Origin of the sequence: Rhizobium jaguaris (assembly GCF_003627755.1) — a bacterium.
GTDB classification, from domain to species: domain Bacteria; phylum Pseudomonadota; class Alphaproteobacteria; order Rhizobiales; family Rhizobiaceae; genus Rhizobium; species Rhizobium jaguaris.
The window spans coordinates 2,278,068-2,302,595 of record NZ_CP032694.1; the positions used below are offsets into that span (position 1 = coordinate 2,278,068).

General features: G+C 58.7%; 24 protein-coding genes and 1 pseudogene. 8 read left to right on the plus strand and 17 right to left on the minus strand.

Annotated elements, in window-relative coordinates:
* Positions 1–97: 97 nt before the first annotated feature.
* The 3 genes from CCGE525_RS11195 (at position 98) to CCGE525_RS11205 (ending at position 3,627) form a co-directional block, all read left to right on the plus strand.
* Positions 98–1,027: a LysR family transcriptional regulator gene (locus CCGE525_RS11195; RefSeq protein ID WP_120704309.1), complete on the plus strand. Its 930-nt coding sequence runs from the start codon at positions 98–100 to the stop codon at positions 1,025–1,027.
* 117 nt (positions 1,028–1,144) lie between these two features.
* Complete coding sequence (gene purL, locus CCGE525_RS11200; protein ID WP_120704310.1) at positions 1,145–3,376, plus strand: phosphoribosylformylglycinamidine synthase subunit PurL; 2,232 nt, start codon at positions 1,145–1,147, stop codon at positions 3,374–3,376.
* Positions 3,377–3,393: 17 nt separating this feature from the next.
* A complete protein-coding gene (locus CCGE525_RS11205) occupies positions 3,394–3,627 on the plus strand; it encodes a BolA family protein (protein ID WP_004108912.1) in 234 nt (77 codons plus the stop codon).
* Here CCGE525_RS11205 and CCGE525_RS11210 read toward each other — a convergent pair.
* A complete protein-coding gene (locus CCGE525_RS11210; RefSeq protein WP_120704311.1) occupies positions 3,613–4,818 on the minus strand; it encodes a hypothetical protein in 1,206 nt (401 codons plus the stop codon). The genes CCGE525_RS11205 and CCGE525_RS11210 overlap by 15 nt on opposite strands.
* A 143-nt stretch (positions 4,819–4,961) precedes the next feature.
* Positions 4,962–5,276, minus strand: a complete 315-nt coding sequence (locus CCGE525_RS11215) for a hypothetical protein (protein WP_120704312.1) — start codon at positions 5,274–5,276, stop codon at positions 4,962–4,964.
* 374 nt (positions 5,277–5,650) lie between these two features.
* Between CCGE525_RS11215 and grxD the strand changes: the two genes are divergently transcribed.
* The 3 genes from grxD to CCGE525_RS11230 all read left to right on the plus strand — a co-directional run bounded on the left by grxD (position 5,651) and on the right by CCGE525_RS11230 (position 8,652).
* Positions 5,651–5,986: a Grx4 family monothiol glutaredoxin gene (gene grxD, locus CCGE525_RS11220; RefSeq protein ID WP_120704313.1), complete on the plus strand. Its 336-nt coding sequence runs from the start codon at positions 5,651–5,653 to the stop codon at positions 5,984–5,986.
* 139 nt (positions 5,987–6,125) lie between these two features.
* A complete protein-coding gene (locus CCGE525_RS11225) occupies positions 6,126–7,358 on the plus strand; it encodes a multidrug effflux MFS transporter (protein WP_120704314.1) in 1,233 nt (410 codons plus the stop codon).
* A gap of 13 nt (positions 7,359–7,371) precedes the next feature.
* Complete coding sequence (locus CCGE525_RS11230) at positions 7,372–8,652, plus strand: multidrug effflux MFS transporter (protein ID WP_120704315.1); 1,281 nt, start codon at positions 7,372–7,374, stop codon at positions 8,650–8,652.
* Positions 8,653–8,675: 23 nt separating this feature from the next.
* Here the strand turns inward: CCGE525_RS11230 and CCGE525_RS11235 are convergent, their stop codons facing one another.
* The 14 genes and pseudogenes from CCGE525_RS11235 to CCGE525_RS11300 all read right to left on the minus strand — a co-directional run bounded on the left by CCGE525_RS11235 (position 8,676) and on the right by CCGE525_RS11300 (position 21,362).
* Positions 8,676–9,596 (minus strand): adenylate/guanylate cyclase domain-containing protein, encoded by a 921-nt coding sequence (locus CCGE525_RS11235; RefSeq protein ID WP_120704316.1) that lies wholly within the window; start codon positions 9,594–9,596, stop codon positions 8,676–8,678.
* 143 nt (positions 9,597–9,739) lie between these two features.
* Positions 9,740–10,564: an inositol monophosphatase family protein gene (locus tag CCGE525_RS11240; protein ID WP_120704317.1), complete on the minus strand. Its 825-nt coding sequence runs from the start codon at positions 10,562–10,564 to the stop codon at positions 9,740–9,742.
* Positions 10,565–10,581: 17 nt separating this feature from the next.
* A complete protein-coding gene (locus CCGE525_RS11245) occupies positions 10,582–11,406 on the minus strand; it encodes an inositol monophosphatase family protein (RefSeq protein ID WP_120704318.1) in 825 nt (274 codons plus the stop codon).
* A gap of 90 nt (positions 11,407–11,496) precedes the next feature.
* Complete coding sequence (gene ttcA, locus CCGE525_RS11250) at positions 11,497–12,369, minus strand: tRNA 2-thiocytidine(32) synthetase TtcA (RefSeq protein ID WP_120704319.1); 873 nt, start codon at positions 12,367–12,369, stop codon at positions 11,497–11,499.
* A 60-nt stretch (positions 12,370–12,429) separates the two neighbouring features.
* Positions 12,430–13,359 carry a glutaminase gene (locus tag CCGE525_RS11255; RefSeq protein ID WP_120706371.1) on the minus strand — a complete coding sequence of 310 codons (930 nt, stop codon included), beginning with the start codon at positions 13,357–13,359 and terminating at the stop codon, positions 12,430–12,432.
* Positions 13,360–13,430: 71 nt separating this feature from the next.
* The gene (rpsD, locus tag CCGE525_RS11260) at positions 13,431–14,048 is read right to left on the minus strand and encodes a 30S ribosomal protein S4 (protein ID WP_120704320.1); all 618 of its coding nucleotides are present in this window, start codon (positions 14,046–14,048) and stop codon (positions 13,431–13,433) included.
* Positions 14,049–14,272: 224 nt separating this feature from the next.
* Positions 14,273–15,097, minus strand: a complete 825-nt coding sequence (locus CCGE525_RS11265) for a nucleotidyl transferase AbiEii/AbiGii toxin family protein (RefSeq protein ID WP_162950154.1) — start codon at positions 15,095–15,097, stop codon at positions 14,273–14,275.
* A 3-nt stretch (positions 15,098–15,100) separates the two neighbouring features.
* Entirely contained in the window at positions 15,101–15,436 is a 336-nt protein-coding gene (locus CCGE525_RS11270; protein WP_120704321.1) for a hypothetical protein, read from the minus strand.
* Positions 15,437–15,503: 67 nt separating this feature from the next.
* Positions 15,504–17,021, minus strand: a complete 1,518-nt coding sequence (locus CCGE525_RS11275; protein WP_120704322.1) for a helicase HerA domain-containing protein — start codon at positions 17,019–17,021, stop codon at positions 15,504–15,506.
* A gap of 127 nt (positions 17,022–17,148) precedes the next feature.
* On the minus strand, positions 17,149–18,294 hold the full coding sequence (locus CCGE525_RS11280) for an alpha-hydroxy acid oxidase (protein ID WP_120704323.1): 1,146 nt from the start codon (positions 18,292–18,294) through the stop codon (positions 17,149–17,151).
* Between the two features lie 215 nt (positions 18,295–18,509).
* Positions 18,510–18,963 (minus strand): annotated as a pseudogene (locus CCGE525_RS11285) (N-acetyltransferase family protein).
* Between the two features lie 2 nt (positions 18,964–18,965).
* On the minus strand, positions 18,966–19,766 hold the full coding sequence (gene murI, locus CCGE525_RS11290; protein WP_120704324.1) for a glutamate racemase: 801 nt from the start codon (positions 19,764–19,766) through the stop codon (positions 18,966–18,968).
* Positions 19,747–20,589 carry an RNA methyltransferase gene (locus tag CCGE525_RS11295; protein WP_120704325.1) on the minus strand — a complete coding sequence of 281 codons (843 nt, stop codon included), beginning with the start codon at positions 20,587–20,589 and terminating at the stop codon, positions 19,747–19,749. The genes murI and CCGE525_RS11295 overlap by 20 nt, the downstream gene beginning before the upstream one ends.
* A 173-nt stretch (positions 20,590–20,762) precedes the next feature.
* Complete coding sequence (locus CCGE525_RS11300; protein WP_120704326.1) at positions 20,763–21,362, minus strand: hypothetical protein; 600 nt, start codon at positions 21,360–21,362, stop codon at positions 20,763–20,765.
* Between the two features lie 234 nt (positions 21,363–21,596).
* Here CCGE525_RS11300 and CCGE525_RS11305 point away from each other — a divergent pair, with 234 nt between their 5' ends.
* Together CCGE525_RS11305 and CCGE525_RS11310 are read left to right on the plus strand one after the other, a co-directional pair.
* Positions 21,597–22,811, plus strand: coding sequence for an NADP-dependent isocitrate dehydrogenase (locus CCGE525_RS11305; RefSeq protein WP_120704327.1), 1,215 nt, complete (start codon positions 21,597–21,599; stop codon positions 22,809–22,811).
* A 121-nt stretch (positions 22,812–22,932) separates the two neighbouring features.
* Positions 22,933–23,559 (plus strand): glutathione S-transferase family protein, encoded by a 627-nt coding sequence (locus tag CCGE525_RS11310; protein ID WP_120704328.1) that lies wholly within the window; start codon positions 22,933–22,935, stop codon positions 23,557–23,559.
* Between the two features lie 45 nt (positions 23,560–23,604).
* On the opposite strand, the gene CCGE525_RS11315 is transcribed toward CCGE525_RS11310, so the two are convergent.
* Positions 23,605–24,456, minus strand: coding sequence for an AraC family transcriptional regulator (locus tag CCGE525_RS11315; protein ID WP_120704329.1), 852 nt, complete (start codon positions 24,454–24,456; stop codon positions 23,605–23,607).
* Between the last annotated feature and the right edge of the window lie 72 nt (positions 24,457–24,528).

The following is a 24,528-nucleotide window of genomic DNA, read 5'->3' on the forward strand; positions in this document are numbered from 1 at the left end:
CTGATGACCTGTGGCGATGGAATGCTTCGTGATGATTTGACCGTGCCGGCACCCTTTTGTAAAATGAAACTTTCGATCAAAAATATTCGGAAATGGAATGGAAATTAAACTGCTACGATCTTTCATCGAACTGGCCGATGCGGGTCACTACGGCAAGACCGCAGCGAAGCTGTTCATCACGCAATCGACGCTATCCAAGCAAATACAGGCACTGGAAGAAACTGTTGGAGGAGCACTGTTCGAGCGCGGGCGGCATGGCGCGATACTGACGCCATTGGGGATGCTGCTAAAGCGGGAAGCGTGGTCGCTCCTGCGCCTCAGCGAGGATATCGATGTCAAGATGCGTCGAGCCAATGCCGGGCTGACAGGGCAGTTGGACATTGGATTCGGCGTTTCGACGCTCATCGTCGCACCCGAACTGATCGCCGGATTTCGCGCGGCGACACCGGACAGCCAGATCACGCTCAATGATTTACCGTCACGTGAACAGCATCAGCGTTTGATGACCGGCCGGCTCGACGTCGGCTTTTGCCGAGCGCCTGAGGAAGACGGCGAGTTGTCTTTCATGCCGCTCGTCGAGGAGCAGTTGGCACTGGTGCTCCCTCGCGAGGTGGAGTTCCCTGCTCCAGATCGAATGTCGACGTTGAACCGCCTTGGTTTCGTAGCGCTCTCGCCGTCCAGTGGGCCGGGGTTGGATGGGCAGGTCAGCCGCTGGTGTGCGGCGAACGGCTTCAAGCCGCGTATCGTTCAACACGCTGAAGATATTCTGACCGTGCATGCGGTGGTGGCCGCCGGGCTAGGAGCGGCATTTTTACCATGGCGCGGCGTCAATGCTTTATCCGGTCGCACTCATCAGCAACCTCTCTCCGGCGTGGAGTCAAGCTGGCCTATCGGCCTTTGCTGGCACGAAAAACAAGCAACTCCTTTATTGAGCCGATTTGTAGACTATGTATCCGCACATCGGCGAGGAGACGCTTTCCTGTGCGACCAGCAGGAACAGTTCCAGCCGACGCCCCGTCGTAAATAACGGCGTGTTGTGAACGCGGTTATTTTCCTGTCGCACGACAGGTTCACATGCGCTAAAGAGACCCCGATCCCCTGACCGGCCTTCAAACCCTTTACAGGCAAGGACCATCGAGCGCCCATGACCCTTTCGAATACGATCCAGATCACCCCGGAACTCATTGCCGCCCACGGCCTGAAGCCGGACGAGTATCAGCGCATTCTGGATCTGATCGGCCGCGAGCCTTCCTTTACCGAGCTCGGCATTTTCTCGGCCATGTGGAACGAGCACTGCTCGTATAAATCCTCGAAGAAATGGCTTCGCACCTTGCCGACCAAGGGGCCGCGCGTCATTCAGGGTCCCGGCGAAAATGCCGGCGTGGTCGACATCGATGACGGCGATTGCGTCGTGTTCAAGATGGAGAGCCACAATCACCCCTCCTATATCGAACCCTACCAGGGCGCTGCGACCGGCGTCGGCGGCATCCTGCGCGATGTCTTCACGATGGGCGCGCGTCCGATTGCAGCGATGAACGCCCTGCGCTTCGGGGAGCCAGATCATCCGAAGACCCGCCATCTCGTGTCCGGCGTCGTAGCCGGCGTCGGCGGCTACGGCAATTCATTCGGTGTGCCGACCGTTGGCGGCGAAGTCGAATTCGACGCGCGCTACAACGGCAACATCCTCGTCAATGCCTTTGCCGCGGGTCTCGCCAAGTCCAACGCCATCTTCCTGTCCGAAGCCAAGGGCGTCGGCCTGCCTGTCGTCTATCTCGGCGCCAAGACCGGCCGTGATGGTGTCGGCGGCGCAACCATGGCCTCGGCCGAATTCGATGAATCGATAGAAGAGAAGCGTCCGACCGTCCAGGTCGGCGACCCCTTCACGGAAAAGTGCCTGCTGGAGGCCTGCCTTGAGCTGATGCAGACTGGCGCGGTCATTGCTATTCAGGACATGGGCGCCGCCGGCCTCACTTGCTCCGCCGTCGAAATGGGCGCCAAGGGCGACCTCGGCATCGAGCTCGATCTCGACAAGGTGCCGGTGCGCGAAGAGCGGATGACGGCCTATGAGATGATGCTGTCCGAAAGCCAGGAGCGCATGCTCATGGTGCTGCAGCCGGAAAAGGAAGCGATCGCCAAGGCGATCTTCGTCAAATGGGGCCTGGATTTCGCGATCGTCGGCAAGACCACGGATGATCTGCGCTTCCGTGTCATCCACCAGGGTGAGGAAGTCGCCAATCTGCCGATCAAGGATCTGGGCGACCAGGCGCCGGAATATGACCGGCCGTGGCGCGAGTCCGACAAGCGCGCCGACCTGCCCGCCAATCTCGTCGCCGCTCCTGAGGATTATGGTCAGGCGCTGCTGACGCTCGTCGGTTCGCCCAATCAATCCAGCCGTCGCTGGGTTTACGAGCAATACGACACGCTCATTCAGGGCAATTCCCTGCAGATTCCAGGCGGTGACGCCGGCGTCGTCCGCGTCGAGGGCCATCCCACCAAGGCGCTCGCCTTCTCCTCCGACGTTACGCCGCGCTATGTCGAGGCCGATCCGTTCGAAGGCGGCAAGCAGGCCGTCGCCGAATGCTGGCGCAACATCACCGCAACGGGCGCCGAGCCGCTGGCAGCGACCGACAACCTGAATTTCGGCAATCCGGAAAAACCCGAGATCATGGGCCAGTTCGTCGGCGCCATCAAGGGCATCGGCGAAGCCTGCCGAGCCCTCGATTTCCCGATCGTCTCGGGCAATGTCTCGCTTTACAACGAGACCAACGGCATCGCGATCCTGCCGACGCCGACGATTGCCGGTGTCGGGCTTCTGCCCGACTGGAAGGCGATGGCGCGCATCGGCACGGCCTCGGAAGGCGATCAGATTATCATGTTCGGTGTCGACGGCAGCCATCTCGGCTCCTCGGCCTATCTGCGCGATGTTCTTGGCATTGCGGACGGCCCGGCTCCAGAGGTCGACCTCTTCGCCGAACGTCGCAACGGTGATTTCGTCCGTTCGGCGATCCGCAATGGTCAGGTCACTGCCTGCCACGACATTTCCTCCGGCGGTCTTGTGCTGGCACTGGCTGAAATGGCGATGGCATCGGGCAAGGGTCTTCGTATCGATCTCGCCGAATCCAAGGGTCTGCCCCATGCCATACTCTTCGGCGAGGATCAGGCACGTTACGTTGTTGCGGTACCCGCCGATGTCGCGGAATTCGTCTGCATCAATGCCGAAAGCGCCGGCGTGCCCTTCCGTCGCCTCGGCACGGTCGGCGGCGATGTGCTTGCCATCGACGGGCTGCTGTCCGTTTCCGTTCGACAGTTGCGCGAGGCGCATGAATCGTGGTTTCCTGCCTTCATGGATGGCAGTGCACTCGCCGCTGCCGAATAAAGTGAGGTAAATCGCTGATGCCAATGAATCCCGGCGATATTGAAGACATGATCAAGGCCGGCATTCCCGGCGCCAAGGTGACAATTCGCGACCTGGCCGGGGATGGCGACCACTATGCGGCCGAAGTCGTGGCCGAAGCCTTCCGCGGCAAGAGCCGCGTGCAGCAACACCAAATGGTCTATGACGCGCTGAAGGGAAATATGGGCGGCGTGCTGCACGCCCTGGCGCTGCAGACCTCAGCGCCCGACTGAGGAAAGTCGGGCTTTTTCACCGTCATTGCCGGCGCCGAAAGTCAGGTCCGGCTTGGTGGCCTGGGTGAATGTTGCAAAGCTGGAAGCTGGCAGCGGGCTGGCCGTCAAGAGCGTGAAATCGAATGGGGCTCGGACATCCGGTCCGAGCACATATTGCCTATGCACGCGCAGGAAATCGCGCTTGATCTTGGCGTAGTGCTGTGACGTCAACATCTTCTTGAAGCGAACGAGTATGATCGTCGGCTGCGTCATGTCCGGATGTCCGCAAACAGCAGCCACCTTCGCTTTGTAGAAATGGATCGCATCGGTCAGGCAGTGGACGTCCAGCCAAAAAATCTCCTGACAGCGGGCTATCAGGCCGACGCGTGAGCGCAACACAGCGGCGGGCCGCAATAATGCGCATTGCAGGATAGCGCTGCCGAGCGTCGCGAAAACGACGCGCTTGCCTTGGAACAATTCCGGCTCCCGTTCGAGCAGCAGCCCGATCACATGGGCGGCTACGCTTGAGCCCATGCTGTGGGACGAGATGACATATTCGTCGGCTGGCTCGTCAAGCGCCTGGCGGGCACTGATGGCGCAGGCTTCGATCCACTGCTCGGCACCGATCCCGTTCAAGCCCGCCATGGCCACGGCCATTTCCCAGTCGGAAAAGAGGTGCAGCGTATGCAGCCGCTCGGCCTGTGGCAGGAAGACATAGCTGAAAAAGGCCACCGCCAAGGCGATGCTGCCGATATGGCTCCACGACGGGAGCCCGAAGACAAAGGGTGAAAAGGCGATGAACAGGCTGAGCAGCAACCCAACCAGCACCAGCAGGAACGGAAAGATGAAGAACAAGCCGAACCGCCAGGCATGCCGGAAATAGCCTGTCAGACCGCCGGAGAACGCAACCTTGGCGGCGGCGAGATAACCTTGCCCCAGCCGCTGAGAAAAAGGCCTGCCATTCAGTTTGGCGACCAGATCATCATGGTCGAGTATGTGGATTCGGCTATGGGTTTCCCAGTCCGTTCCCTTGGCGTTTACATCGAAATATGGGGCTCTGCCGAAATTTCGAAGCGTATCAACCGCCACCGAAAAATCCCAGACAGCCGCGCTTTGTTTTGCTGATCGCTCATAACGGGCCCTATGGGCCGTGGCCTCCAATGGTTCAAAGCCCGGGAAATGAAGGACTACCCTTTTTTTTATGCTATTCATAATGCTCTTAATTCCCGGCGCATTGGCAGCGTCACATAGACATAGGATACTGCCAACACCATGATCTGCCGGCTTTTTCATGGCAGGCATAATGCGAAAAATATGCGCGAGACCCCCACGATAGCGTTAAGGAATCTCTGACGTCAGCAATCGCGGCCGGCATAGGGCGAAAGATCGGAACAGGAATCGATCGGCGGATCGGTCATGATTCTATCGACAGGCGCGGCCTGAGCCTGCGCTGCCTGAGCCTGTGCCACCGGCGGCGTCGTACTGCGATAGCCGAAAGCGATGCTGAGAATCAAAACGATGACGCTGACCGTGATGGCGCTGTTCAGCATCGATGCTCGTGGGGTACGGACATGTTCATAATATTCCCGTTCGCCTTCACTCGTCTCGCTAGCCCCGTAGAATTCGCGCTCCTCGCCGACCTGGCCGTCGGAATAGTGATGATGGCTCATGGTGCCACTCCCTTAAAAAGCAATGTTCACAAAGGGACTGGTACTCGCTATGCCGCTTCCGCCGGCATACCCCAACAACTCCCGCCACCGGTCAAAATAACCCTAGTGGCACGATACTAAGCGTCCCTTGCTTCTTGCCTATGTGTGTTATTCAGCTTCCGCGTTGAAGAAGCAATTTCAAAACGCACTGTTCAAGAAAAGTTGCTAATTCCAATGTTCCGCCATCATTCGGAACCAATGTTGCGCGAAAGCCCATTCATGCGATGAAAAACACCTCGGGTGCATTATGCGGCTGGAAATCGAACCATCACCTTGCTATTTAAGGATGAGATTTGAAGCTGCGGACCTTGAACCCGCATGTGAAAGGACGAAATATGAGCGGCATCAACGAATTCATCGACAATGAAGTGAAGAACAACGACGTCGTTCTCTTCATGAAGGGCACTCCGCAGTTTCCGCAGTGTGGTTTCTCGGGCCAGGTAGTCCAGATCCTCGACTACATCGGCGTCGATTATAAGGGCATCAATGTTCTGGCTGATTCGGAAATTCGCCAGGGCATCAAGGACTATTCCAATTGGCCCACCATCCCCCAGCTCTACGTGAAGGGCGAATTCATCGGCGGTTGTGACATCGTGCGTGAAATGTTCCAGGCGGGCGAATTGCAGCAGCACTTCCAGGAACACGGTATCGCCATTCGCGGCGCCGCCTGATCGGTCACCGGGCTCTTTCGTCCGGTTTCCATAGTCCAATTGATTTGAAAGGCGCTGCTATCGGGCAGCGCCTTGACATGTTTATGGGAATAAAACCGTGACGACTACATCTCAGGCTATGTCCAGTGGGCAATTGCCCATGGGCAAACGCGAGTTCATAGCACTCGCGGCCTTCTTGATGGCGATCAACTCACTGGCGATCGACATCATGCTCCCCGCTCTTCAGCAGATCGGCTCCAGCCTCGGCGTTGAAAACGAGAACCACCGGCAATATGTGGTGACCGCCTATCTGATCGGCTTCGGCTCGGCGCAGCTTTTCTACGGTCCATTGTCGGATCGCTTCGGCCGTCGCATACCCCTGCTGATCGGCCTCGCTGTTTACATCATATCCGCCTTCGGTATTGCGCTGATACCCTCCTTTGCAAGCTTGCTCGCCCTGCGCTTCATTCAGGGCCTGGGCTCGGCGGCCACTCGCGTCATCACCATTTCCATCGTCCGCGATGTCTTCGGCGGCCGTCTGATGGCCGAGGTCATGTCGCTGATCATGATGGTCTTCATGATCGTGCCGGTCATCGCGCCTGGAAGCGGCCAGATCATCATGCTGGTCAGCACCTGGCACATGATCTTCGTCTTCATCGGCACCATGGCAACGCTCGTGGGCATTTGGATGTACTTCCGGCTTCCCGAAACGCTGAAGCCGGAAAATGTCCGCCCCCTGACGGTCAAATCCGTAGCGGCCGGTTTCCGCATAGTCCTGACGAACCGCGTGGCGCTCTGTTACACCCTTGCCAGCACGTTCCTGTTCGGGGCGCTGTTCGGCTTCATCAACTCGGCTCAGCAGATCTACAGCGGCATTTACGGACTTGGCGTCTACACGCCCGTCGCCTTTGGCGGTGTGGCGCTGTTCATGGCGCTGTCATCCTTCATCAATTCGCAGCTCGTTGGCCGTTTCGGCATGCGGCGGCTGTCGCACGCGGCCCTGCTCGGCTTTTCCCTCGTTACCTTCGTCTGGCTGATAGTGCAGCTTTACGGTCCTGCGCCGATGCCCTTCCCGTTATTCATGCTCTTCTTCGCGCTGGCGATGTTTCAGTTCGGCTGGATCGGCTCCAACTTCAACTCGCTCGCCATGGAGCCGCTCGGTCATGTTGCAGGCACAGCCTCCTCGGTGCTCGGTTTCATGAGCACGGTTGGCGGGGCATCGATCGGTGCCGGTATCGGCCAATATTTCAACGGCACGGCAACACCGATGGTCATCGGTTACTTCACCGTCTCCCTGTTCGGGTTGATGTTCGTGCTGATTGCCGAAAAGGGTCGCCTCTTCCGCCCGCACAATGCGCCACCACCGGCCGATCAATCCCTCGCTTTGCATTGACAGGCAAATCCATATGACCCCGCCTCAAGCACACACGCCGGTGCAATCCGGCTCCGCCCGCATCGGCCTCGGCATCGTCGAATTCATCATAATCATCGCGCTGATGACGGCGAGCATCTCGATGGGCATCGACAGCATGCTGCCGGCCCTGCCGAATATCGGCCAGTCGCTGGCAGTCGCCAATCCCAATGACACGCAATTGGTCATTGGTGTCTATTTCCTTGGCTTCGGTATCTGCCAACTCTTTTTCGGCAGCCTGTCCGATGCCTACGGCCGGCGGAATATCCTGCTCGGCGGACTCGCCTTTTACACTGTGACTCTTTTCGCTGCGGCCTGGAGCGGCAGCCTCACCGCGCTGCTCGTATTGCGCTTCATCCAGGGCGTCGGCGCCGCCGCCGTTCGTATCACCACCTTGGCGATCGTGCGCGATTGCTTCGGCGGTCGTGAAATGGCGCGGGTGATGTCCTATGTCACCATCGTTTTCATGATCATGCCGATGGTTGCACCTTTCGTCGGTCAAGTGATCGTCGCTCATTCGAACTGGCAATGGATCTTCATCGCACTGGGTATCGCAAGTGCCGCTCTCCTTCTTATCGCGTATCTTCGCATGAAGGAGACGTTGACTGACAATGAGCGCCTGCCGCTCTCCGTCAGTTCGGTAATATCCGGCTTCAAGACTGTGCTGACCAACCGCGTCACCTGCGGCTACATGATTGGTTTGACACTCTTCACCGGCGTTATTTGTGCCTACATCGTTTCGGTCCAGCAGGTGTTCGGCGAGGTCTATGGCCTTGGCGAATGGTTCCCTACGGCCTTTGCAGCGACGGCGGCCGGCACTGCGGTTGCGCAGTTCGCCAATGGCTATTTCGTTCGCAGCTTCGGCATGCGGCGCATCTCGCATGTGGCAATGATCATCTTCACCGTTCTCGGCGCTTTCGGCTATGTCGCGGGCTCCGCTGGTCTGCCGAGTTTCCTGTTCACCTATGTGCTGATCTCCGTGATGCTGATGATGTTTGCAGTCATCACCACCAATTTCATGGCCATCAGCCTTGAACCGATGGGGCACCTGGCAGGCACTGCCGCCGCAATTACGAGCTCCATCTCCACCACCGGCGGCGTATTGCTCGGCGGCATCGTCGGGCAGATGTTCGATGGAACCCCTCAGCCTTTGATTGCCGGCTTCACGATTTTCGGTGCCTTGACGATCGCTGCAACCTTATGGGCGGAAAAGGGAAAGCTCTTCACCCATCCAGGCGACAGCCCGCAGCTTGAGCCGGGCATGGGCCATGTTTGATTGGCAGCCCCGCGGCGCAGCGATTAGATATCGCTGCGTTGGCGAGTGACCCAGCGGATCCCTGCAAGAACCGCCAGAACCAGCAGTGGCCATATCGCCCAGGGCGTCCCGTGCCACGACAGAAGGTTGATCCCGACAAGGCCGGCGCCGACCACCGCGAAAATGGCGAGACGGCGATCGATTTGAGTGTTCCTTCGCGCCCAACGAAGCCCCGCCGCCATGGCGATAACGAGCACGGGCCATCTCGCCCAAAAGTCACCGTGCCATGTGAGAATGTTAAGCACCACCAAGCCCACAGCGATGACTGCAAGTACGCCATAACTCCGTTCGCCTTGTGTGGCGGCTTCTACGAAACTCGTGGCCGCACTGGGTACTTGTTCGCGGAGACTCTCAGGATTTGTCGATGTCGTGGCCGTCTGTGCTGCTCCTATCCGCACCGCATAACTCGGCACGCCGCCGTCGATATTCTTGACCTCGAGTTGGCCAAGAAAATCGAAGCCGACAGCCACCTTGTTGCGGACCTGATCGTAGACCGTATTGGAAATCACGATGCCGCCAGCGACCGCACATGCCTGAAGCCGGGCGGCGATGTTGACGCCGTCGCCATAGATGTCGTTGCCCTCGGCGATGACGTCTCCAAGGTTGAGGCCGATGCGAAAGAGCATCTGTGTGTTGGGGTCGCTGTTGGCATTATAGCCGGCAAGTTCGTTCTGAACGTCGATTGCTGCGCGCAAGGCCTCCACAACGCTGGGGAATTCGGCGAAGACCCCATCGCCCCAGGTGTTGATCACCCGACCGCCATGCGCTTCGATCAGGCGCGCCATGGCATCACGATATCGCTTCAGTGTTGCGAGCGTGCCTTCCTCGTCTTTCCGCATCAAGCGCGTATAGTCTTGAACGTCGGCGGAGAAGATGGTGGTCAGCTTGCGGCTCGTTTCGGACATCGATCTTATCCCAGCCGGAAAATCCCGCTGAAAGGCGGGTATAGCGCGTGAGCGACGATAACGTTTCGCTCACGGCTTTCCAAGTGAAAACACCCGCATAAGCGGTTTCGCAAGATCTGCCTGACTGTGCAGTCGCCGCCGTTTCAGATGGTGAAGACCTCGCGCCGCAGCAATTCCCATGATGCCTTGTCCGGCGTAATCAGTAGCCCACCATCGATATGATGCGGCAGATAGGGCGAACCGTCGAAGCGCCTGGCGTAGGCGCCCGCCTCCTCCGAAATCAGAGTGCCGGCCAAGTGATCCCAAGGCATCAGCTTGTTGTACATGAGATAATGGACATGCCCGCCGGCGAAGGTGCGGTATTCATGGGCGGCACAGCGGTAGTTGGTAAGAAAGCGCACTTTGGCGAGATTGCCCATGATTTCGGCGCGTTTCCCGTTCGGTAGGTAGCCGGTAGAGGCCATCCCGACCATTTCTTCCAGGGCAACCGGCGTTGCCACTGAGAGGCGCTGTGCCTCGCCATCCGGCCGCCGGAGCCAAGCCCCACCACCCTTTTCCGCCATCACCCAATCGTCACCCATCGGATCGAAGATGATGCCTGCCACCGTCTCACCCTTGGAAACCACCGAAGCCATGACACCGAACGCGGGAACGCCGGATGCAAAATTGAAGGTGCCGTCCACGGGATCGACGATGATGGCCAGCTCCGCACTGGATAGCTTGTCGAGCAGCGCCGGTTCGGCCGCGACCGACTCCTCGCCGATGAAAAGCGCGCCCGGCCAAAGCTGTTTGGCCTCCGCCTTGATCATCCGCTCGGCCTGCTCATCCGCTTCAGTCACGAGATCGGTCGCCTCGCTCTTGGCACGGACATCGTCAGTGCCGAGTCTGCGGAAGCGTGGCAGAATTTCCGCCTGCGCTGCACGGCGCAAAAGCTCGGCCAGGGTCGTAACGTCAACGGGCGATGTCATGAAGCAATCCTTTCCAATCAACCAATGATCTCGCAGCGGATCATCCGCCAGCTTTCCTCATCCGGTGCCAAAATAATGCCGCCCGTCGTTTCAGCGGGGAGATAAGGCGTGCCGTCGAATTTTGCGGCAAAGCCGCCGGCCTCCTGATGAATAAGCACGCCAGCGAGATGATCCCAGGGCATCAGCCTCGCGTGGCCAATGAAGTGGATTCTGCCCGATGCGATCAACCAATATTCATAGGCCGAACAATTCAGCGAAAATGGCATGCGTATCTTCGCCATATTGGTGCTGATGCGCGAACGATCCGGCTCGTCCAAATAGAGCCAGGATATCAAGCCAGCCATCTGGCTCAAGGGTACGGCCGGGGCAACCGCCAGCCGGCTCACCTGTCCTCCTCGTCGCCGCAAATAGGCGCCGGAACCGCGTATGGCGGTGACGGTATCCCCAAGCACTGAATCATGGATGATACCGGCAATCGTCTCGCCCTTGGCGACAACGGCAAGGATGGTTCCGAAAAGAGGCGAACCGGATGCAAAATTGAAGGTGCCGTCAACCGGATCGATAACAAAGGCGAGTTCCGCGTCCGCCAACGCCGGCAAGACCGACTTATCGGCCTCGTAGGCTTCCTCCCCCACGATGAGCGCGTCGGGAAAGCGCGCTTTCAGCGCCGCCGTGATATGCTTTTCCGCCAACAGATCAGCTTGCGTCACCACATCAATGGCCGAGGTCTTCTCGGAAATACCACCAACGCCCAGATTGCGGAAGCGCGGCAGGATTTCCTGCGCCGCAGCCTCGGCTACTGTTGCCATCAGATATTCGAAGTCTAAATCAGAGAGCGTCATCGGTGGCCTTTGTCTGAAGAGGGAGCTCCTCTTATGCCCGATTCGATGACGCCGATGTGGCAAAAGCGATTGATTCCGACGATCGGAAGCTCAGGGGTTTTGCGTCATCAACCCGGCAAAATCAAACAGCTTGGGGTCGAGCAGATGCGACGGGTTCACGTGCGCCAGTGCCCGCAACATCGTATCCTTGCGGCCGGGCATGCGGCGTTCGATATCGGCCAGCATATCCTTCATCGCATTGCGCTGCAGACCATCCTGCGAACCGCAGAGATCGCAGGGAATGATCGGAAACTGCATGGCGACTGCAAACTTGGCGAGATCATCCTCGGCGGCATAGGCGAGCGGACGCAGCACCATCAGGTCGCCCTCATCGTTCAAGAGCTTTGCCGGCATCGAAGCAAGCCGGCCGCCGTGGAAGAAATTCATAAAGAAGGTTTCGAGGATATCCTCACGATGATGGCCGAGCACCAGGGCGTCGCAGCCCTCTTCACGGGCGATGCGATAAAGATTGCCGCGGCGCAGGCGCGAACAGAGTGAGCAATAGGTGGCGCCCTCCGGCACCTTTTCCTTCACGATCGAATAGGTATCGCGATATTCAATCCGGTGTTCGACACCGATCTTCGTGAGATACTCCGGCAGGACATGCTTCGGAAAATTCGGCTGTCCCTGGTCGAGATTGCAGGCGATCAGCTCGACCGGCAGCAGACCGCGCCATTTGAGATCGAGCAGGATCGACAACAAGCCGTAGGAATCCTTGCCGCCGGACAGACCGACGAGCCAACGCTTCTGGCCCTTCAACATCTGGAAATCGTCGAGGGCCTGGCGCGCCTGGCGCAACAGGCGTTTGCGCAGCTTGTTGAAGGAGACCGACCGCGGTGCATCGGCAAACAACGGATGGGCGCTGCCGCCGCCATCCTCGGCTTCGAAATCGAGTTCGTCCGCCACTGTCGTTGCGATATTCATCTTGTCATCCTTCAGGCTTCGCCACGCTGATAGCAGAAAGCGCGGCCGCAAGACACCTTATCAATCGCCGAAGACCGACCATCCGGTACGCGCGGCCAGCATTTCCAGAGCCACCGCGCCGAGCTGCGAATTGCCGACCTTGTTCAGCCCCGGCGACCAGACCGCGATCGAGCCAATACCCGGAGCGACGGCCAGAATGCCGCCGCCGACGCCGCTCTTGCCGGGCAAGCCGACATGATAGGCGAAATCGCCGGAACCGTCATAGTGGCCACAGGTCAGCATCAGCGCATTGATACGTCGCGCCCGCTTCGGCGAAACGACCGAGTGGCCGGTGATCGGGTTGGTGCCGCGAGCCGCGAGATAGAGCCCCGCTCTGGCCAGTTGCTCGCAACTCATCGACAGCGCGCACTGATGGAAATAGACGCCGAGGACGTGCTCGACGGGATGATCGAGATTGCCGTAGGCGCGCATGAAATTGGCGAGCGCGATGTTGCGAAAACCGGTCTGCGTCTCCGAGCGTGCCACCTTGTCGTCGATGGTGATTGACTCGTCGTCGGCGACATAGCGCACGAAACGCAACAACTCGCCAATCGCTTCGCGCGGTGCATGGCCGGAGAGCACGACATCGCTGATGGCGATCGCGCCGGCATTGATGAAGGGATTGCGCGGAATTCCTTCTTCGCGTTCGAGCTGGACGATGGAGTTGAAGGCTGTTCCCGAAGGCTCGCGCCCGACCCGCTTCCATAGGCCTTCGCCCACCTTGCCAAGCGCCAAGGTCAGCATGAAGACCTTGGAAATGCTCTGGATGGAAAAAGGAATATCGGCATCGCCGACACTGCGGACATTGCCGTCCACCGTAGCGATCGCCATGCCGAACTGCTTTGGATCAACCTTGGCAAGCTCCGGAATGTAGTCAGCCACCTTGCCTTCGCCGAGGCGCGGCAAAAGCTCTGCATGAATGCTGTCGAGAATTGCCTGCAGATCGGTCATCGGACGCTCCAAAGACAAAAAAGCCGCTCGAAGGGAGCGGCTTTTCCATTCGTAAGAAAGATATCCGCCTGTTAACGCGAATAGAATTCGACGACCAGATGCGGTTCCATGACGACCGGGTACGGTACGTCGCCGAGAGCCGGAACGCGGGCGAAGGTCGCAACCATCTTGTTGTGGTCGACTTCGACGTACTCCGGAACGTCGCGTTCAGCCAGAGCAACCGATTCCAGAACGGTGACGAGCTGCTTGGACTTTTCGCGAACTTCGATAACGTCCCCAGCCTTGCAGCGGAAAGAACCGATATTGACGCGAACGCCGTTCACGGTGACGTGGCCATGGTTGACGAACTGACGGGCAGCAAAGACGGTCGGAACGAACTTGGCGCGGTAGACGATCGCGTCGAGGCGCGATTCCAGCAGGCCGATCAGGTTTTCCGAGGTGTCGCCCTTGCGGCGGTTGGCTTCGTCGAAGATGGCGCGGAACTGCTTTTCACGCAGGTCGCCGTAGTAGCCCTTCAGCTTCTGCTTGGCGCGCAGCTGCACGCCGAAGTCGGAGAGCTTGCCCTTGCGGCGCTGGCCGTGCTGGCCCGGGCCGTATTCGCGGCGGTTGACCGGGGACTTCGGACGGCCCCAGATGTTTTCGCCCATACGGCGGTCAATTTTGTACTTGGACGATTCGCGCTTGCTCATCGCATTTCCTTTCAAAGTGTTATAGCGGCCCGTTGCCGAACCGCGAAGGAAACACGCCCTCCTCTGAACTCCGTTTTCGAGCTCTGACAGGCTTCTCACGTTAGCGAACGGACGAAGCCACGGGACATGTCAAATGAAACACCGGACATTTCTGCCCGGCGTTGGCGCGGTCTGTAAGGGGTCGTCATGAAAATGTCAACAGCGGGATGGCGAGAAGCATGGTTTCAATCGGCGTTATCTATTCTGCGCCAGCTTTCCGGCACGTCCGGCAACGAGGGCATCACATCTGGCTCGGATGTCGCTTTTCGAAACTGCACGCCCGCTTCGTTCAAAACCGATATCTGAACGGGTATACCATTGCTATCGATCACAAGCAGACCGACGATATCCGCAGGCGCCAATCGAGCATAATCCTCGGCTCGATCCAGTGCCTCAACGAGTCGTTCGCGGATGACAGTAGCCGTGAAGTCGTCCGGAAGGCCTTTCACGGAATTATACTCATCAGTCGAAACCGAAAGTCCCCTTCGCCGAATTTCATCGACGATCTTGATAGGGGAATAGTGCGGCGGTTTTCCCGATGCAGCCATTATGAGTGCGCCGAGGGGCGACAGCCTTTCGTCGATCATTAGCAAGTCGACGAAATCGCGCGGCTTCGTTCTTGTTGATGCCGCCAGCACTTTGTTCACAGCGAGATCCGCAGGATGGAGCCTCGCTCCCCACTCCTCATCTCGAATGAGTGGAAAAAAGCGGATTCGCGATTCGCTCATCCATTGGATGAGTGTATTTTCAAGCGCCTGGGAAACTTCAGCTTCGACGCAGCCGTAGACATTTACCTCAATATAAACGCGAAAACCGTCACTCCTGAGTGTTTCTATATCTCGGTCGGCAGTCGGACCAATTTCCTCATCGGTGTCTTGAAAAATGTCAATGTCATCAGAAAGACGAGGCCAGTTCATATTCAGAACTAGCCCGCCGGCTACATAGCTGGTTTCCGAGCGGTTCTTTGCGATGGATGCCATAATTGCCTTTTGCAGCTTCGTGAGCGCCATCGTCTATTGGCCGATCTCGTTAAGCATGCGCCGTCCCATAACAAAAGCACGCGCATCACCGCGCTCCATTAAGGCCTTGGCCACCACTTTCGCTTTTTGGGCGAGGTCTGGAAGTCGGGTTAAGTCGATGTTGTCCAACAAGCGAACGCTGTACCGGGCAAGCGCTTCATCGAGATTCTGCTGAAGACGTTCTTTTCTTTGCCGGTGTTCAGCGCGCATCTCGGCAGCTTGCGACAGGATATCGTTGCGACGCGCAGCCGGAACCAGAACTTCCACCCTCACCAGGTCGGAAGCCCCTCCACTTTCTCTATATCGCTGTATTCTCTCACGCACAGCCATTCGCCATCTCCTATGGAAACGAATATAGGCGTATCCCGGATACGGTTCAACCGTGCCGTATTCCCTGCTATTCCGCCGCTGCCTGCTCCCCGGCATCGGTGTCAGGCGCATTGGCGTCACCCGGCGCGGTCTGGCAGCCCATATCCGGAAACGCCACGATGCGCTTGCCGGAAAAATCCGTGTGGACGACGACGCTGCCCTGTTCCTCAAAATAGCCAAGCAAGCGCCGGGCGCGGCGGGCGGAGTGGGTGCCGTAAGCGCGAGCGATCCGGGCATCGGAAGGGCATGGCTCGCCGCAGACGGCCGCTTTGGCGAGCATCAGGAAAACACCCTGCAGATCGTCAGTGACGCCAGAAGAGAGCGACAGCGCCGTTGCCCAGGCGTCCGTCGCCATGACAGCCTCATCGGCGCCGGAGCGTACGATTGCCACACGGCGGCGGAATTCCGGCAGCGATATCGGTGCGCCCGGCACGCGACGCATGCGCAGCCGCACGAGGAATTCCTGATAGAGCACCGAATCGGTGCGGAAGGCCGAAGCCGGATCATCGAGGATTTCCGAGAGCACGGCACTCACCCGCGCCTCCCGGTCCTCGGTCGACAGGTCGGGCTGGCTGGCCTTTGGTTCAGCCGGCGTCGCGCTGGCGGCGGGTGTGGAACGGGAGAGCTCCGCCAAAATATCCGTCGTCGGACGCGGTGGAGGTGCGGCGCGGCGAACGACCGGTCGCGAGAACTCCTCGGGATCCGGCGTAAAAATCAGATCTTCGACGTCTTGTGGTGCATCCGGCAGCGGCATCAGCTTAGGGCTGGAGGAGCGCGCCGAGGTTTCGACTGTGCCGATGGTGATCGGCAGAGGCCGGCGCGACAGTGCCGGTCCGAGTGCTACGAAATTGCCGCGCTTCAAGTCGCGGAACATTTCTGCCTGTCGCCGGTCCATGCCGAGCAGGTCGGCTGCGCGGGCCATGTCGATATCGAGAAAGGTGCGGCCCATCAGGAAATTCGAAGCTTCGGCGGCAACGTTCTTGGCGAGCTTGGCCAGGCGCTGCGTGGCGATGACGCCGGCAAGCCCGCGCTTGCGGCCACGGCACATCAGGTTGGTCATGGCGCCAAGCGACATTTTACGTGCGTCTTCGGAAACGTCGCCGCCGACGGACGGGGCAAACATCTGCGCCTCATCGACGACGACAAGCACCGGATACCAATATTCGCGATCGGCATCGAACATGCCGTTAAGGAAGGCGGCCGCAGCGCGCATCTGCTGCTCGATATCGAGGCCTTCGAGCGTCAGCACGCAGGAGACGCGATGCTGGCGGATGCGATTGGCAATGCCGGCAAGCTCCGCCTCCGTGCGCTCGCCGTCCACCACCACATGGCCGAACTTGTCTGCCAACGTGACGAAATCGCCTTCGGGATCGATGATAACCTGCTGTACCCACTGCGCCGACTGCTCCAGCAAGCGGCGCAACAGATGCGATTTTCCGGAACCAGAATTGCCCTGCACGAGGAGACGCGTTGCCAGCAGTTCCTCGATATCGAGTTGGGCGCTGGTCCCGCCGGACGCCGTTCCCATGTCGATGCCGACCTGCAATGCACTACCCCTTTGACAAGACTCAGATGTGAAGGTGCCCATCTTTCAGAAGCGGGGCGCCTTCGTCTATCAAAGATTTCCAAGCTTCGCGCCCGTGGATTGAAAAAACCCACAGGCGATTATGACGTCAGCGGAACCGCAGATTGGCCCGCGACAATTCGCTGACCGAGGTGCATCCCATCAGCTTCATGTCGCGCTCGATCTCGGTGCGCAAATGCCTCAATGCCCGCTCCACACCTGGCTGACCGGCAGCCGCCAGCGGATAGAGATAGAAACGGCCGATACCGACAGCCTTGGCGCCGAGCGACAGGGCCTTCAGCACGTGTGTGCCGCGCTGGATGCCGCCGTCCATCATCACATCAATCCGATCTCCGACCGCATCGGCGATCTCTGCCAGTTGATCGAATGCGGAGCGCGAGCCGTCCAATTGCCTGCCGCCATGGTTCGAAAGCACGATGCCTGTGCATCCGATATCGACAGCACGCTTGGCATCCTCGACCGACATGATGCCCTTCAGGCAGAATTGCCCGTTCCAGTGCTTCACCATTTCGGCGACATCGTTCCAGTTCATCGACGGATCGAGCATCTCGGTGAAATATTTGCCGATCGACATGGCGCCACCGCTCATGTCCACATGCTCATCGAGCTGCGGCAGGCGGAATTTCTCGTGCGTCAGATAGTTCAAGGCCCAGGTGGGCTTGATGGCGAACTGGGTGATACCCGCCAGATTGAGCTTGAACGGAATGGAAAATCCGGTGCGAAGATCACGCTCGCGATTGCCGCCGGTAATGCTATCGACCGTCAGCATCATCACGTTGACGCCGGCATCCTTCGCCCGCTCCATCATGGCCCGGTTCAGCCCACGATCCCTATGGAAATAGAATTGGTAGACCTGCGGACCCGGATACTTCTTCCGTATCTCCTCGAGGCTAACTGTGCCGAGCGATGAGACGCCGAACATCGTGCCGAGCGAAGAGGCAGCCGCCGCGACAGCGTTCTCGCCCTGGTGATGAAACAGCCGCTGTAAGGCTGTCGGCGAGCAATAAAACGGCGTTGCCAGCTTCTGCCCCATGACTGTAACCGACATGTCCACGCTGCTGACGCCACGAAGGACATTGGGGACCAGATCGCAGCATTCGAAGCTTTCCGTGTTCCGGCGAAGTGTCACTTCGTCGTCGGCGGCGCCGTCGATATAGTTGAAGATAGGTCCCGGCAGCCGACGTTTGGCGAGAGTCCTGAAGTCATGGAAATTGTGGCAGTCACCCAGGCGCATGGCTTACTTCGCTGATTGATTTAAGACGGTCCGTTAAGATACTAATGTAGAACATTTTTTATTATAGGAAAATTGTTTGCATTTGTATCCTGATCCTAGTCACCTTCTTCCTGACGGGAGGACCCTGGTCACGGAAAAAAGCGCCTAGCATTTGTTTCTGAATGATATAATCGTCAGTAAATGTAGCGCGTATCGATGCATGCAGCAATCGTATATTACATCCGATGCAGCCGGGCTTCCCATTTGTAGAGCATGTCCGGCTCCCTTTCCTCATTGCCTGCCCCATCCGACTCGTCAACAACGAAGAAGCCGTGCTTCTCGTAAAAGCGGCGAGCCGGCGCATTTCGTTGAAATGTCCATAGGGAAAGAACCGGATAGGCCGACTTGGCGATATCAAGCAGACGGCTGCCGACGCCGCGGCCCTGCGCCTCCGGCAGAACGTAGAGCTGGTCGATCCAATCTTCGAAGAAAGCAATGACGACCGCCCTCTTCCGCGCCCCAGATCTGGCAATCCTTGAAAACCACGGCGCTCCAGAAGCCGACGTCTTCTTCCGGCGTATGAAGTCCGGCAAGCGTCGGCAGCCTTTCGTTGAACGAAGCGCGATGGACGGTCGCGGCCGCCGGCATGTCCGCGAGATCGAGTTTGCGCAACGAAATTTTGCCAGTCATCATCAAGCCTTAAGCCCAAAGCCCTGCATCAGCCGGCGGGTGGGAAAATCCGGCGCACCTGAGGTGAAGACCGCGAAGTCGAAATTGTCCGGATGAATGGCATCGACCGCCTGCGGCAGCAGGCTGCGGGCACGCCTTGCAATCGCCTCGGCTGGATCGAGCCAATCGACCGGCCATGGCGCGAGCCGGCGGAAAATATTGGCCATGAAGGGATAATGCGTGCAGGCCAGCACAACGATATCGGTTTTGCGCCCTTCCTTCTCGACAAAACACTGATCGATTTCGGAGCGAACGGCGTCGTCCGAAACGGCATCGCCACGAATATAAGCCTCTGCCATGCGCGCCAGATTTTCCGAGCCGACCAGACGCACATGGCATTGTGTCGCAAAGGATTGGATGAGATCGCGCGTATAGGCACGTTTGACGGTGCCTGGCGTCGCCAGCACCGAAACCAGCCCCGAGCGCGTCCGCTCCGCCGCCGGTTTGATCGCCGGCACGGTGCCCACGAAGGTCATTTGCGGAAAGGCCGCACGCAGATCGGCGCCGGCGAGCGTGAACGCCGTATTGCAGGCGATGATGCAGACTTCGGGATTGTGTTCCATGAGCAGCTTGGCGAAGAGGCCGATGATGCGCTCCCGCAAAGCCTGTTCCTCCCAGCCGCCATAGGGAAAGCCGGCATCGTCGGCGACATAGATGAAACCGCGCTCCGGCATCAGTACCCGTGCCTCGCGCAGCACGGTCAGCCCGCCAATGCCCGAGTCGAAGACCAGAATGGGTTTCTGCTCATTCGCCGTTGCTGTCATCGCGCTTGATATCCTTCGGTACTGCAGGGGATCTGGGATGCGAGCCGCTGCCGCGCGGAGACTTCCGCGAGAAGCGGTCGAGGGACGAGATCACACCGCGCAGGACGCTGATTTCCTGTTCCGTAAACGCCTGGCGCGAGAGGACGGCGCGCAGATTGTCGACCATTTTCGGCTTTTTCCCGGCAGGATGGAAATAGTTGCGTGCATCCAATGCTTCTTCCAGTTGATCAAACAGACCGAAGAGCTGTTCCTTGGTGGAAGGCCGTTGCCCTATCGCCTGGAAGGGCACGGTGGCGAGATCCTCCATGCCGGATTTCATCCATTCATAGGACATCAGCAACACTGCTTGCGCGATGTTCAAAGAGGCGAAGGCAGGATTGACGGGAAAGGTCACGATCTCGTCGGCGAGCGCCACTTCTTCGTTGGTCAGCCCCCAGCGCTCGCGGCCGAAGAGAATGCCGGTCCCCTCGCCGGCCTTGAATTTCGCCCGCAGGGTTTCGGCGGCAGCGACCGGTGAGCGCACCGGCTTATAGCCGTCGCGTTCCCGCGCAGTCGTCGCATAAACGAAATTGAGATCGGCGATCGCCTGCTCCAACGTGTCGTAGACTTTGGTCGCTTCAATGATGTGATCAGCCTTCGAGGCAGTCGCCTGCGCCCTCTCATTCGGCCAGCCGTCGCGCGGATTGACGAGGCGCAGTTCCGCCAAACCGAAATTTGCCATCGCGCGCGCCACCATGCCGATATTCTCGCCCATCTGCGGCTCGACCAAAATGATGGCCGGCCCTTCGGCCAGAAGTTGACGCTCGCTATTGGTGCCTGCCATGAACTCAAATCCCTATGCGGTAAGCATACCGCGCAAATAAGGGCCGAAATAGCGGCGCCGGCTGCAATCGGCAAGGGCGAAGTCGGCTATCGCTGCCGATCTAACAAGCTGAAGCGGTGGCCAGTGATGCGACGGATGTCTGCAAAGCAGAGCGTCCACCAATCGTCACTTGATTACTGCTGTTGCTGCTGCGGCTGATCCTGCTGCGGCGTCTGATCCGATGGCAGCTGTTGCTGCTGCTTGACGATGTCCTGCATGACCGACTTTAGCGAATTGGTCTGACCAGCATCGTCGACCGTGATGATGTCGTCGATGACCGGCTTGCCGGCTTCCTGGATGACTTCGAAGCGCACCGTGGTCGTTCCCTGATAATCAGCGTCCGCGCCCATGCAAGTCGACTTCTTGAAGGTTGCAACGACCTCCGTCGTGTCACCCTTCGGTGCTTGCGGGACAATGTTCACCTCCTGCAGCGGACACGCATCCTGGCCGCCGACAATGACATCGTAATCGAAGGGCGAAATGCCGTCTTCATCGGCGGCCGGGAACTGTGCCGCCGCCTGGTATTTCGCAACAAAATCCTTGCTGTAGAGGTTCTTCAGCTTGCTGTCGTCGAAAATATCCTGCCAGTCGCTGTCACCGCCCGCCCAATTGGAAACAGTAGCATCCATCACCGTCTTGACTGGCGCCGCCGCGTCGGCTGCCGCGGCTGAATTCGCGCTAAGCGAGAGTGGAAGGAAAACGGCGAGAAGCGCGGCAGCGGCAATTTTCTGCATGATAAAAATCCGTGATGATCGGCGAAGCATGCGCGCGACATTAGCCGCATCCATCGCTTTGGCAATGGGCCGATCTTGAAAAGCGTGCGTCGCGATGAGGCCGACGTGACGAGCAAAAACGCCGTTTCGTCGCCGCTATCGGCTTTGCGTTCGGGACTTGCGGTGCTATAGCCCTCGGGACTTCACATCACTCACAGGGACATCCGGTCCCATCAGCTTAAATGAGGCAGAAGCATGAAGAAGATCAAGGTCGCAAACCCCGTTGCCGATCTCGATGGCGACGAAATGACTCGCATCATCTGGCAGCTCATCAAAGAAAAACTGATCTTCCCCTACCTCGATATCGATATCGATTATTACGACCTCTCCGTCGAAAACCGCGATGCCACCAACGACCAGGTCACCGTCGATGCCGCCAACGCCATCAAGAAATACGGCGTCGGCATTAAGTGCGCCACGATCACGCCGGATGAGGCCCGCGTGAAGGAATTCAACCTCAAGGAAATGTGGAAGAGCCCGAACGGCACGATCCGCAACATCCTCGGCGGCGTCATTTTCCGCGAGCCGATCATCTGCAAGAACGTTCCGCGCCTGGTTCCGGGCTGGACGCAGCCGATCGTCGTCGGCCGTCACGCTTTCGGCGACCAGTATCGCGCCACCGACTTCAAATTCCCCGGCAAGGGCAAGCTCACCATCAAGTTCGTCGGTGAAGACGGCCAGGTCATCGAAAAGGAAGTCTTCAACGCTCCGGGCGCCGGCGTTGCCATGGCGATGTACAACCTCGACGAATCGATCCGCGAATTCGCCCGGGCTTCGATGATGTATGGCCTGATGCGCAAGTGGCCGGTCTATCTCTCGACCAAGAACACCATCCTCAAGGCCTATGACGGCCGCTTCAAGGACATCTTCGAAGAAGTCTACCAGAACGAGTTCAAGGCGCAGTTCGACGAAGCCGGCATCACCTACGAGCACCGCCTGATCGACGACATGGTCGCTTCCGCCCTGAAGTGGTCCGGCGGCTACGTCTGGGCCTGCAAGAACTACGACGGCGACGTCCAGTCCGATACAGTTGCCCAGGGCTTCGGCTCGCTCGGACTGATGACCTCGGTTCTGCTGACCCCGGACGGCAAGACGGTCGAAGCCGAGGCCGCTCACGGTACGGTCACCCGCCACTATCGTCAGCACCAGAAGGGCCAGGAAACCTCGACGAACTCAATCGCTTCGATCTTCGCATGGACCCGCGGCCTCGCTCATCGCGCCAAGCTCGACGACAATGCCGAACTCGCCAAGTTCGCTTCCACGCTCGAAAAGGTCTGCGTCGATACCGTCGAAGCCGGCTACATGACCAAGGACCTGGCGCTACTAATCGGTCCCGATCAGCCGTGGCTCTCCACCGCCGCTTTCCTCGACAAGATCGACGAGAATCTGAAAAAGGCCATGGCAGCCTAAGTCCAGGCTCCATCAAGCTTCAAGGAAACCCGGCTTCGTTGCCGGGTTTTCTTTTGCCGAGAAAATCTTGCGGTTACACGTTGCTGGTGGCAAAAATATCGCGAGAAATGAGGAGGAGCATATGACCGAGGAACTCGTTTTCTACACCAACCCTATGTCGCGCGGACGCATCGCCCGCTGGATGCTGGAGGAGATCGGTGAGCCCTATCGCACTGAATATCTCGACTTCGGCACGACGATGAAGGCGCCCGAATACCTCTCAGTGAACCCCATGGGCAAGGTTCCGGCGATCAGGCATGGCGACACAATCGTCACCGAATGTGCCGCCATCTGCGCCTATATGGCCGAAACATTTCCGCAGGCCGGTCTGGCGCCGACGGCAGCAGAACGCGGCAACTATTTCCGCTGGATGTTCTTTGCTGCCGGACCGATGGAAATGGCTGTTGTCAACCACGCCTTGGGCTTTGAAATCCCTCCCGAACGCCTGCGCATGGCCGGCTGCGGCAGTCTGGCCCATGTCTTCGACACTTTGGAACAGGCCGTTAGCGCCTCGCCGTTCATCGCCGGCGACCGTTTCACGGCCGCCGACGTTTATGTCGGTTCGCACGTCGGCTGGGGCCTGAATTTCGGCACCATCGAGAAGCGCCAGGCTTTCATCGATTATTGGGGCCGCGTCAGCGACCGCGATGCATATCGCCGCGGCAACGAACTGGACAATGCCGCAATGCCCAAGCAACCGAACTCCTGATAAGACAACCGGTTATAGACAAAACATCCAGTGAAATATCAGCCGCTATTGCAGCGGCATGTGAATTTCCGTCAGTAATTCCGTCGGCGGCACATCGCGAGGATTGTTGAGATATTCTTCGAACATCACGGCATCGCGCAGTTGCCGGCCAGAAGCCGGTAGCCATTCGGCATAGAGCCATTGGTACGCCTTATACATGTCGGAATATGGGCCTTTGTGCCGTAGCACAGCATATTCCCCGCCATCGATATTCCATCGCTCCAACGGCGCATCTGCAGGAATCTGGTCGTCGGCATTGACGCAAGCATAAGAGCGTAGCTGGTCGGCGGAAACGAGATCGGGATCGTCGAGATAGACGCCAATCATGCGCATGTCAGGCCTGGCGAGGCCGCGGGCATAGATGGTGCCGAAGAGTGTTTCGAAAGCCTGGCCGATCTGCATGTAGGAGCCGCGATGGGCAACGCCGATAAGCGAGATCGGGGAGATGGTGCGAAGCGTAACGTCGAACATGACCGTGATCCTTGCTTGGGTACTGGGTTCGAAGATCGTGTGGCTTCCCTCATTCCGATATCGCGCCGGCGGCATGCCGTAGACGGATTTGAAGATGCGGTTGAACGACTGGAGATTGGGATAGCCCGACCGCTTTGCGATGTCGTTGACAGATATACGGGTGTTGACGAGATTGCCGGCTGCACGATGCAGCCGCAGCCGCTTGACGGTGGCCGCCGCCGTCTCGCCATAGATCGCCCGATAGATCCTGTGCCAATGATAGCTCGACATGCATGCGATCTCGGCAAGCTTTTCCATATCGAGCTCTTCATCCAGATGCTCGTGGATATAAGCAGAGACCCGCCGCAGACGGGTTTCATAAAGCGCCCATGCCGTTTCGCCGTTCATGTCAGCCCCTTGCAAATCGATCGGTCTCAAAGAACCATATCTCGATTTGACAAATCCTGCTGACTTCAGGGC

Coding starts and splice junctions, on each gene's coding strand:
- CCGE525_RS11195 (WP_120704309.1), top strand. CDS start 98: ATGGAAATTAAACTGCTACGATCTTTCATCGAACTGGCCGATGCGGGT.
- purL (WP_120704310.1), top strand. CDS start 1,145: ATGACCCTTTCGAATACGATCCAGATCACCCCGGAACTCATTGCCGCC.
- CCGE525_RS11205 (WP_004108912.1), top strand. CDS start 3,394: ATGCCAATGAATCCCGGCGATATTGAAGACATGATCAAGGCCGGCATT.
- CCGE525_RS11210 (WP_120704311.1), bottom strand. CDS start 4,818: ATGAATAGCATAAAAAAAAGGGTAGTCCTTCATTTCCCGGGCTTTGAA.
- CCGE525_RS11215 (WP_120704312.1), bottom strand. CDS start 5,276: ATGAGCCATCATCACTATTCCGACGGCCAGGTCGGCGAGGAGCGCGAA.
- grxD (WP_120704313.1), top strand. CDS start 5,651: ATGAGCGGCATCAACGAATTCATCGACAATGAAGTGAAGAACAACGAC.
- CCGE525_RS11225 (WP_120704314.1), top strand. CDS start 6,126: ATGGGCAAACGCGAGTTCATAGCACTCGCGGCCTTCTTGATGGCGATC.
- CCGE525_RS11230 (WP_120704315.1), top strand. CDS start 7,372: ATGACCCCGCCTCAAGCACACACGCCGGTGCAATCCGGCTCCGCCCGC.
- CCGE525_RS11235 (WP_120704316.1), bottom strand. CDS start 9,596: ATGTCCGAAACGAGCCGCAAGCTGACCACCATCTTCTCCGCCGACGTT.
- CCGE525_RS11240 (WP_120704317.1), bottom strand. CDS start 10,564: ATGACATCGCCCGTTGACGTTACGACCCTGGCCGAGCTTTTGCGCCGT.
- CCGE525_RS11245 (WP_120704318.1), bottom strand. CDS start 11,406: ATGACGCTCTCTGATTTAGACTTCGAATATCTGATGGCAACAGTAGCC.
- ttcA (WP_120704319.1), bottom strand. CDS start 12,369: ATGAATATCGCAACGACAGTGGCGGACGAACTCGATTTCGAAGCCGAG.
- CCGE525_RS11255 (WP_120706371.1), bottom strand. CDS start 13,359: ATGACCGATCTGCAGGCAATTCTCGACAGCATTCATGCAGAGCTTTTG.
- rpsD (WP_120704320.1), bottom strand. CDS start 14,048: ATGAGCAAGCGCGAATCGTCCAAGTACAAAATTGACCGCCGTATGGGC.
- CCGE525_RS11265 (WP_162950154.1), bottom strand. CDS start 15,097: ATGGCGCTCACGAAGCTGCAAAAGGCAATTATGGCATCCATCGCAAAG.
- CCGE525_RS11270 (WP_120704321.1), bottom strand. CDS start 15,436: ATGGCTGTGCGTGAGAGAATACAGCGATATAGAGAAAGTGGAGGGGCT.
- CCGE525_RS11280 (WP_120704323.1), bottom strand. CDS start 18,294: ATGCGCCTGGGTGACTGCCACAATTTCCATGACTTCAGGACTCTCGCC.
- murI (WP_120704324.1), bottom strand. CDS start 19,766: ATGACAGCAACGGCGAATGAGCAGAAACCCATTCTGGTCTTCGACTCG.
- CCGE525_RS11295 (WP_120704325.1), bottom strand. CDS start 20,589: ATGGCAGGCACCAATAGCGAGCGTCAACTTCTGGCCGAAGGGCCGGCC.
- CCGE525_RS11300 (WP_120704326.1), bottom strand. CDS start 21,362: ATGCAGAAAATTGCCGCTGCCGCGCTTCTCGCCGTTTTCCTTCCACTC.
- CCGE525_RS11305 (WP_120704327.1), top strand. CDS start 21,597: ATGAAGAAGATCAAGGTCGCAAACCCCGTTGCCGATCTCGATGGCGAC.
- CCGE525_RS11310 (WP_120704328.1), top strand. CDS start 22,933: ATGACCGAGGAACTCGTTTTCTACACCAACCCTATGTCGCGCGGACGC.
- CCGE525_RS11315 (WP_120704329.1), bottom strand. CDS start 24,456: ATGAACGGCGAAACGGCATGGGCGCTTTATGAAACCCGTCTGCGGCGG.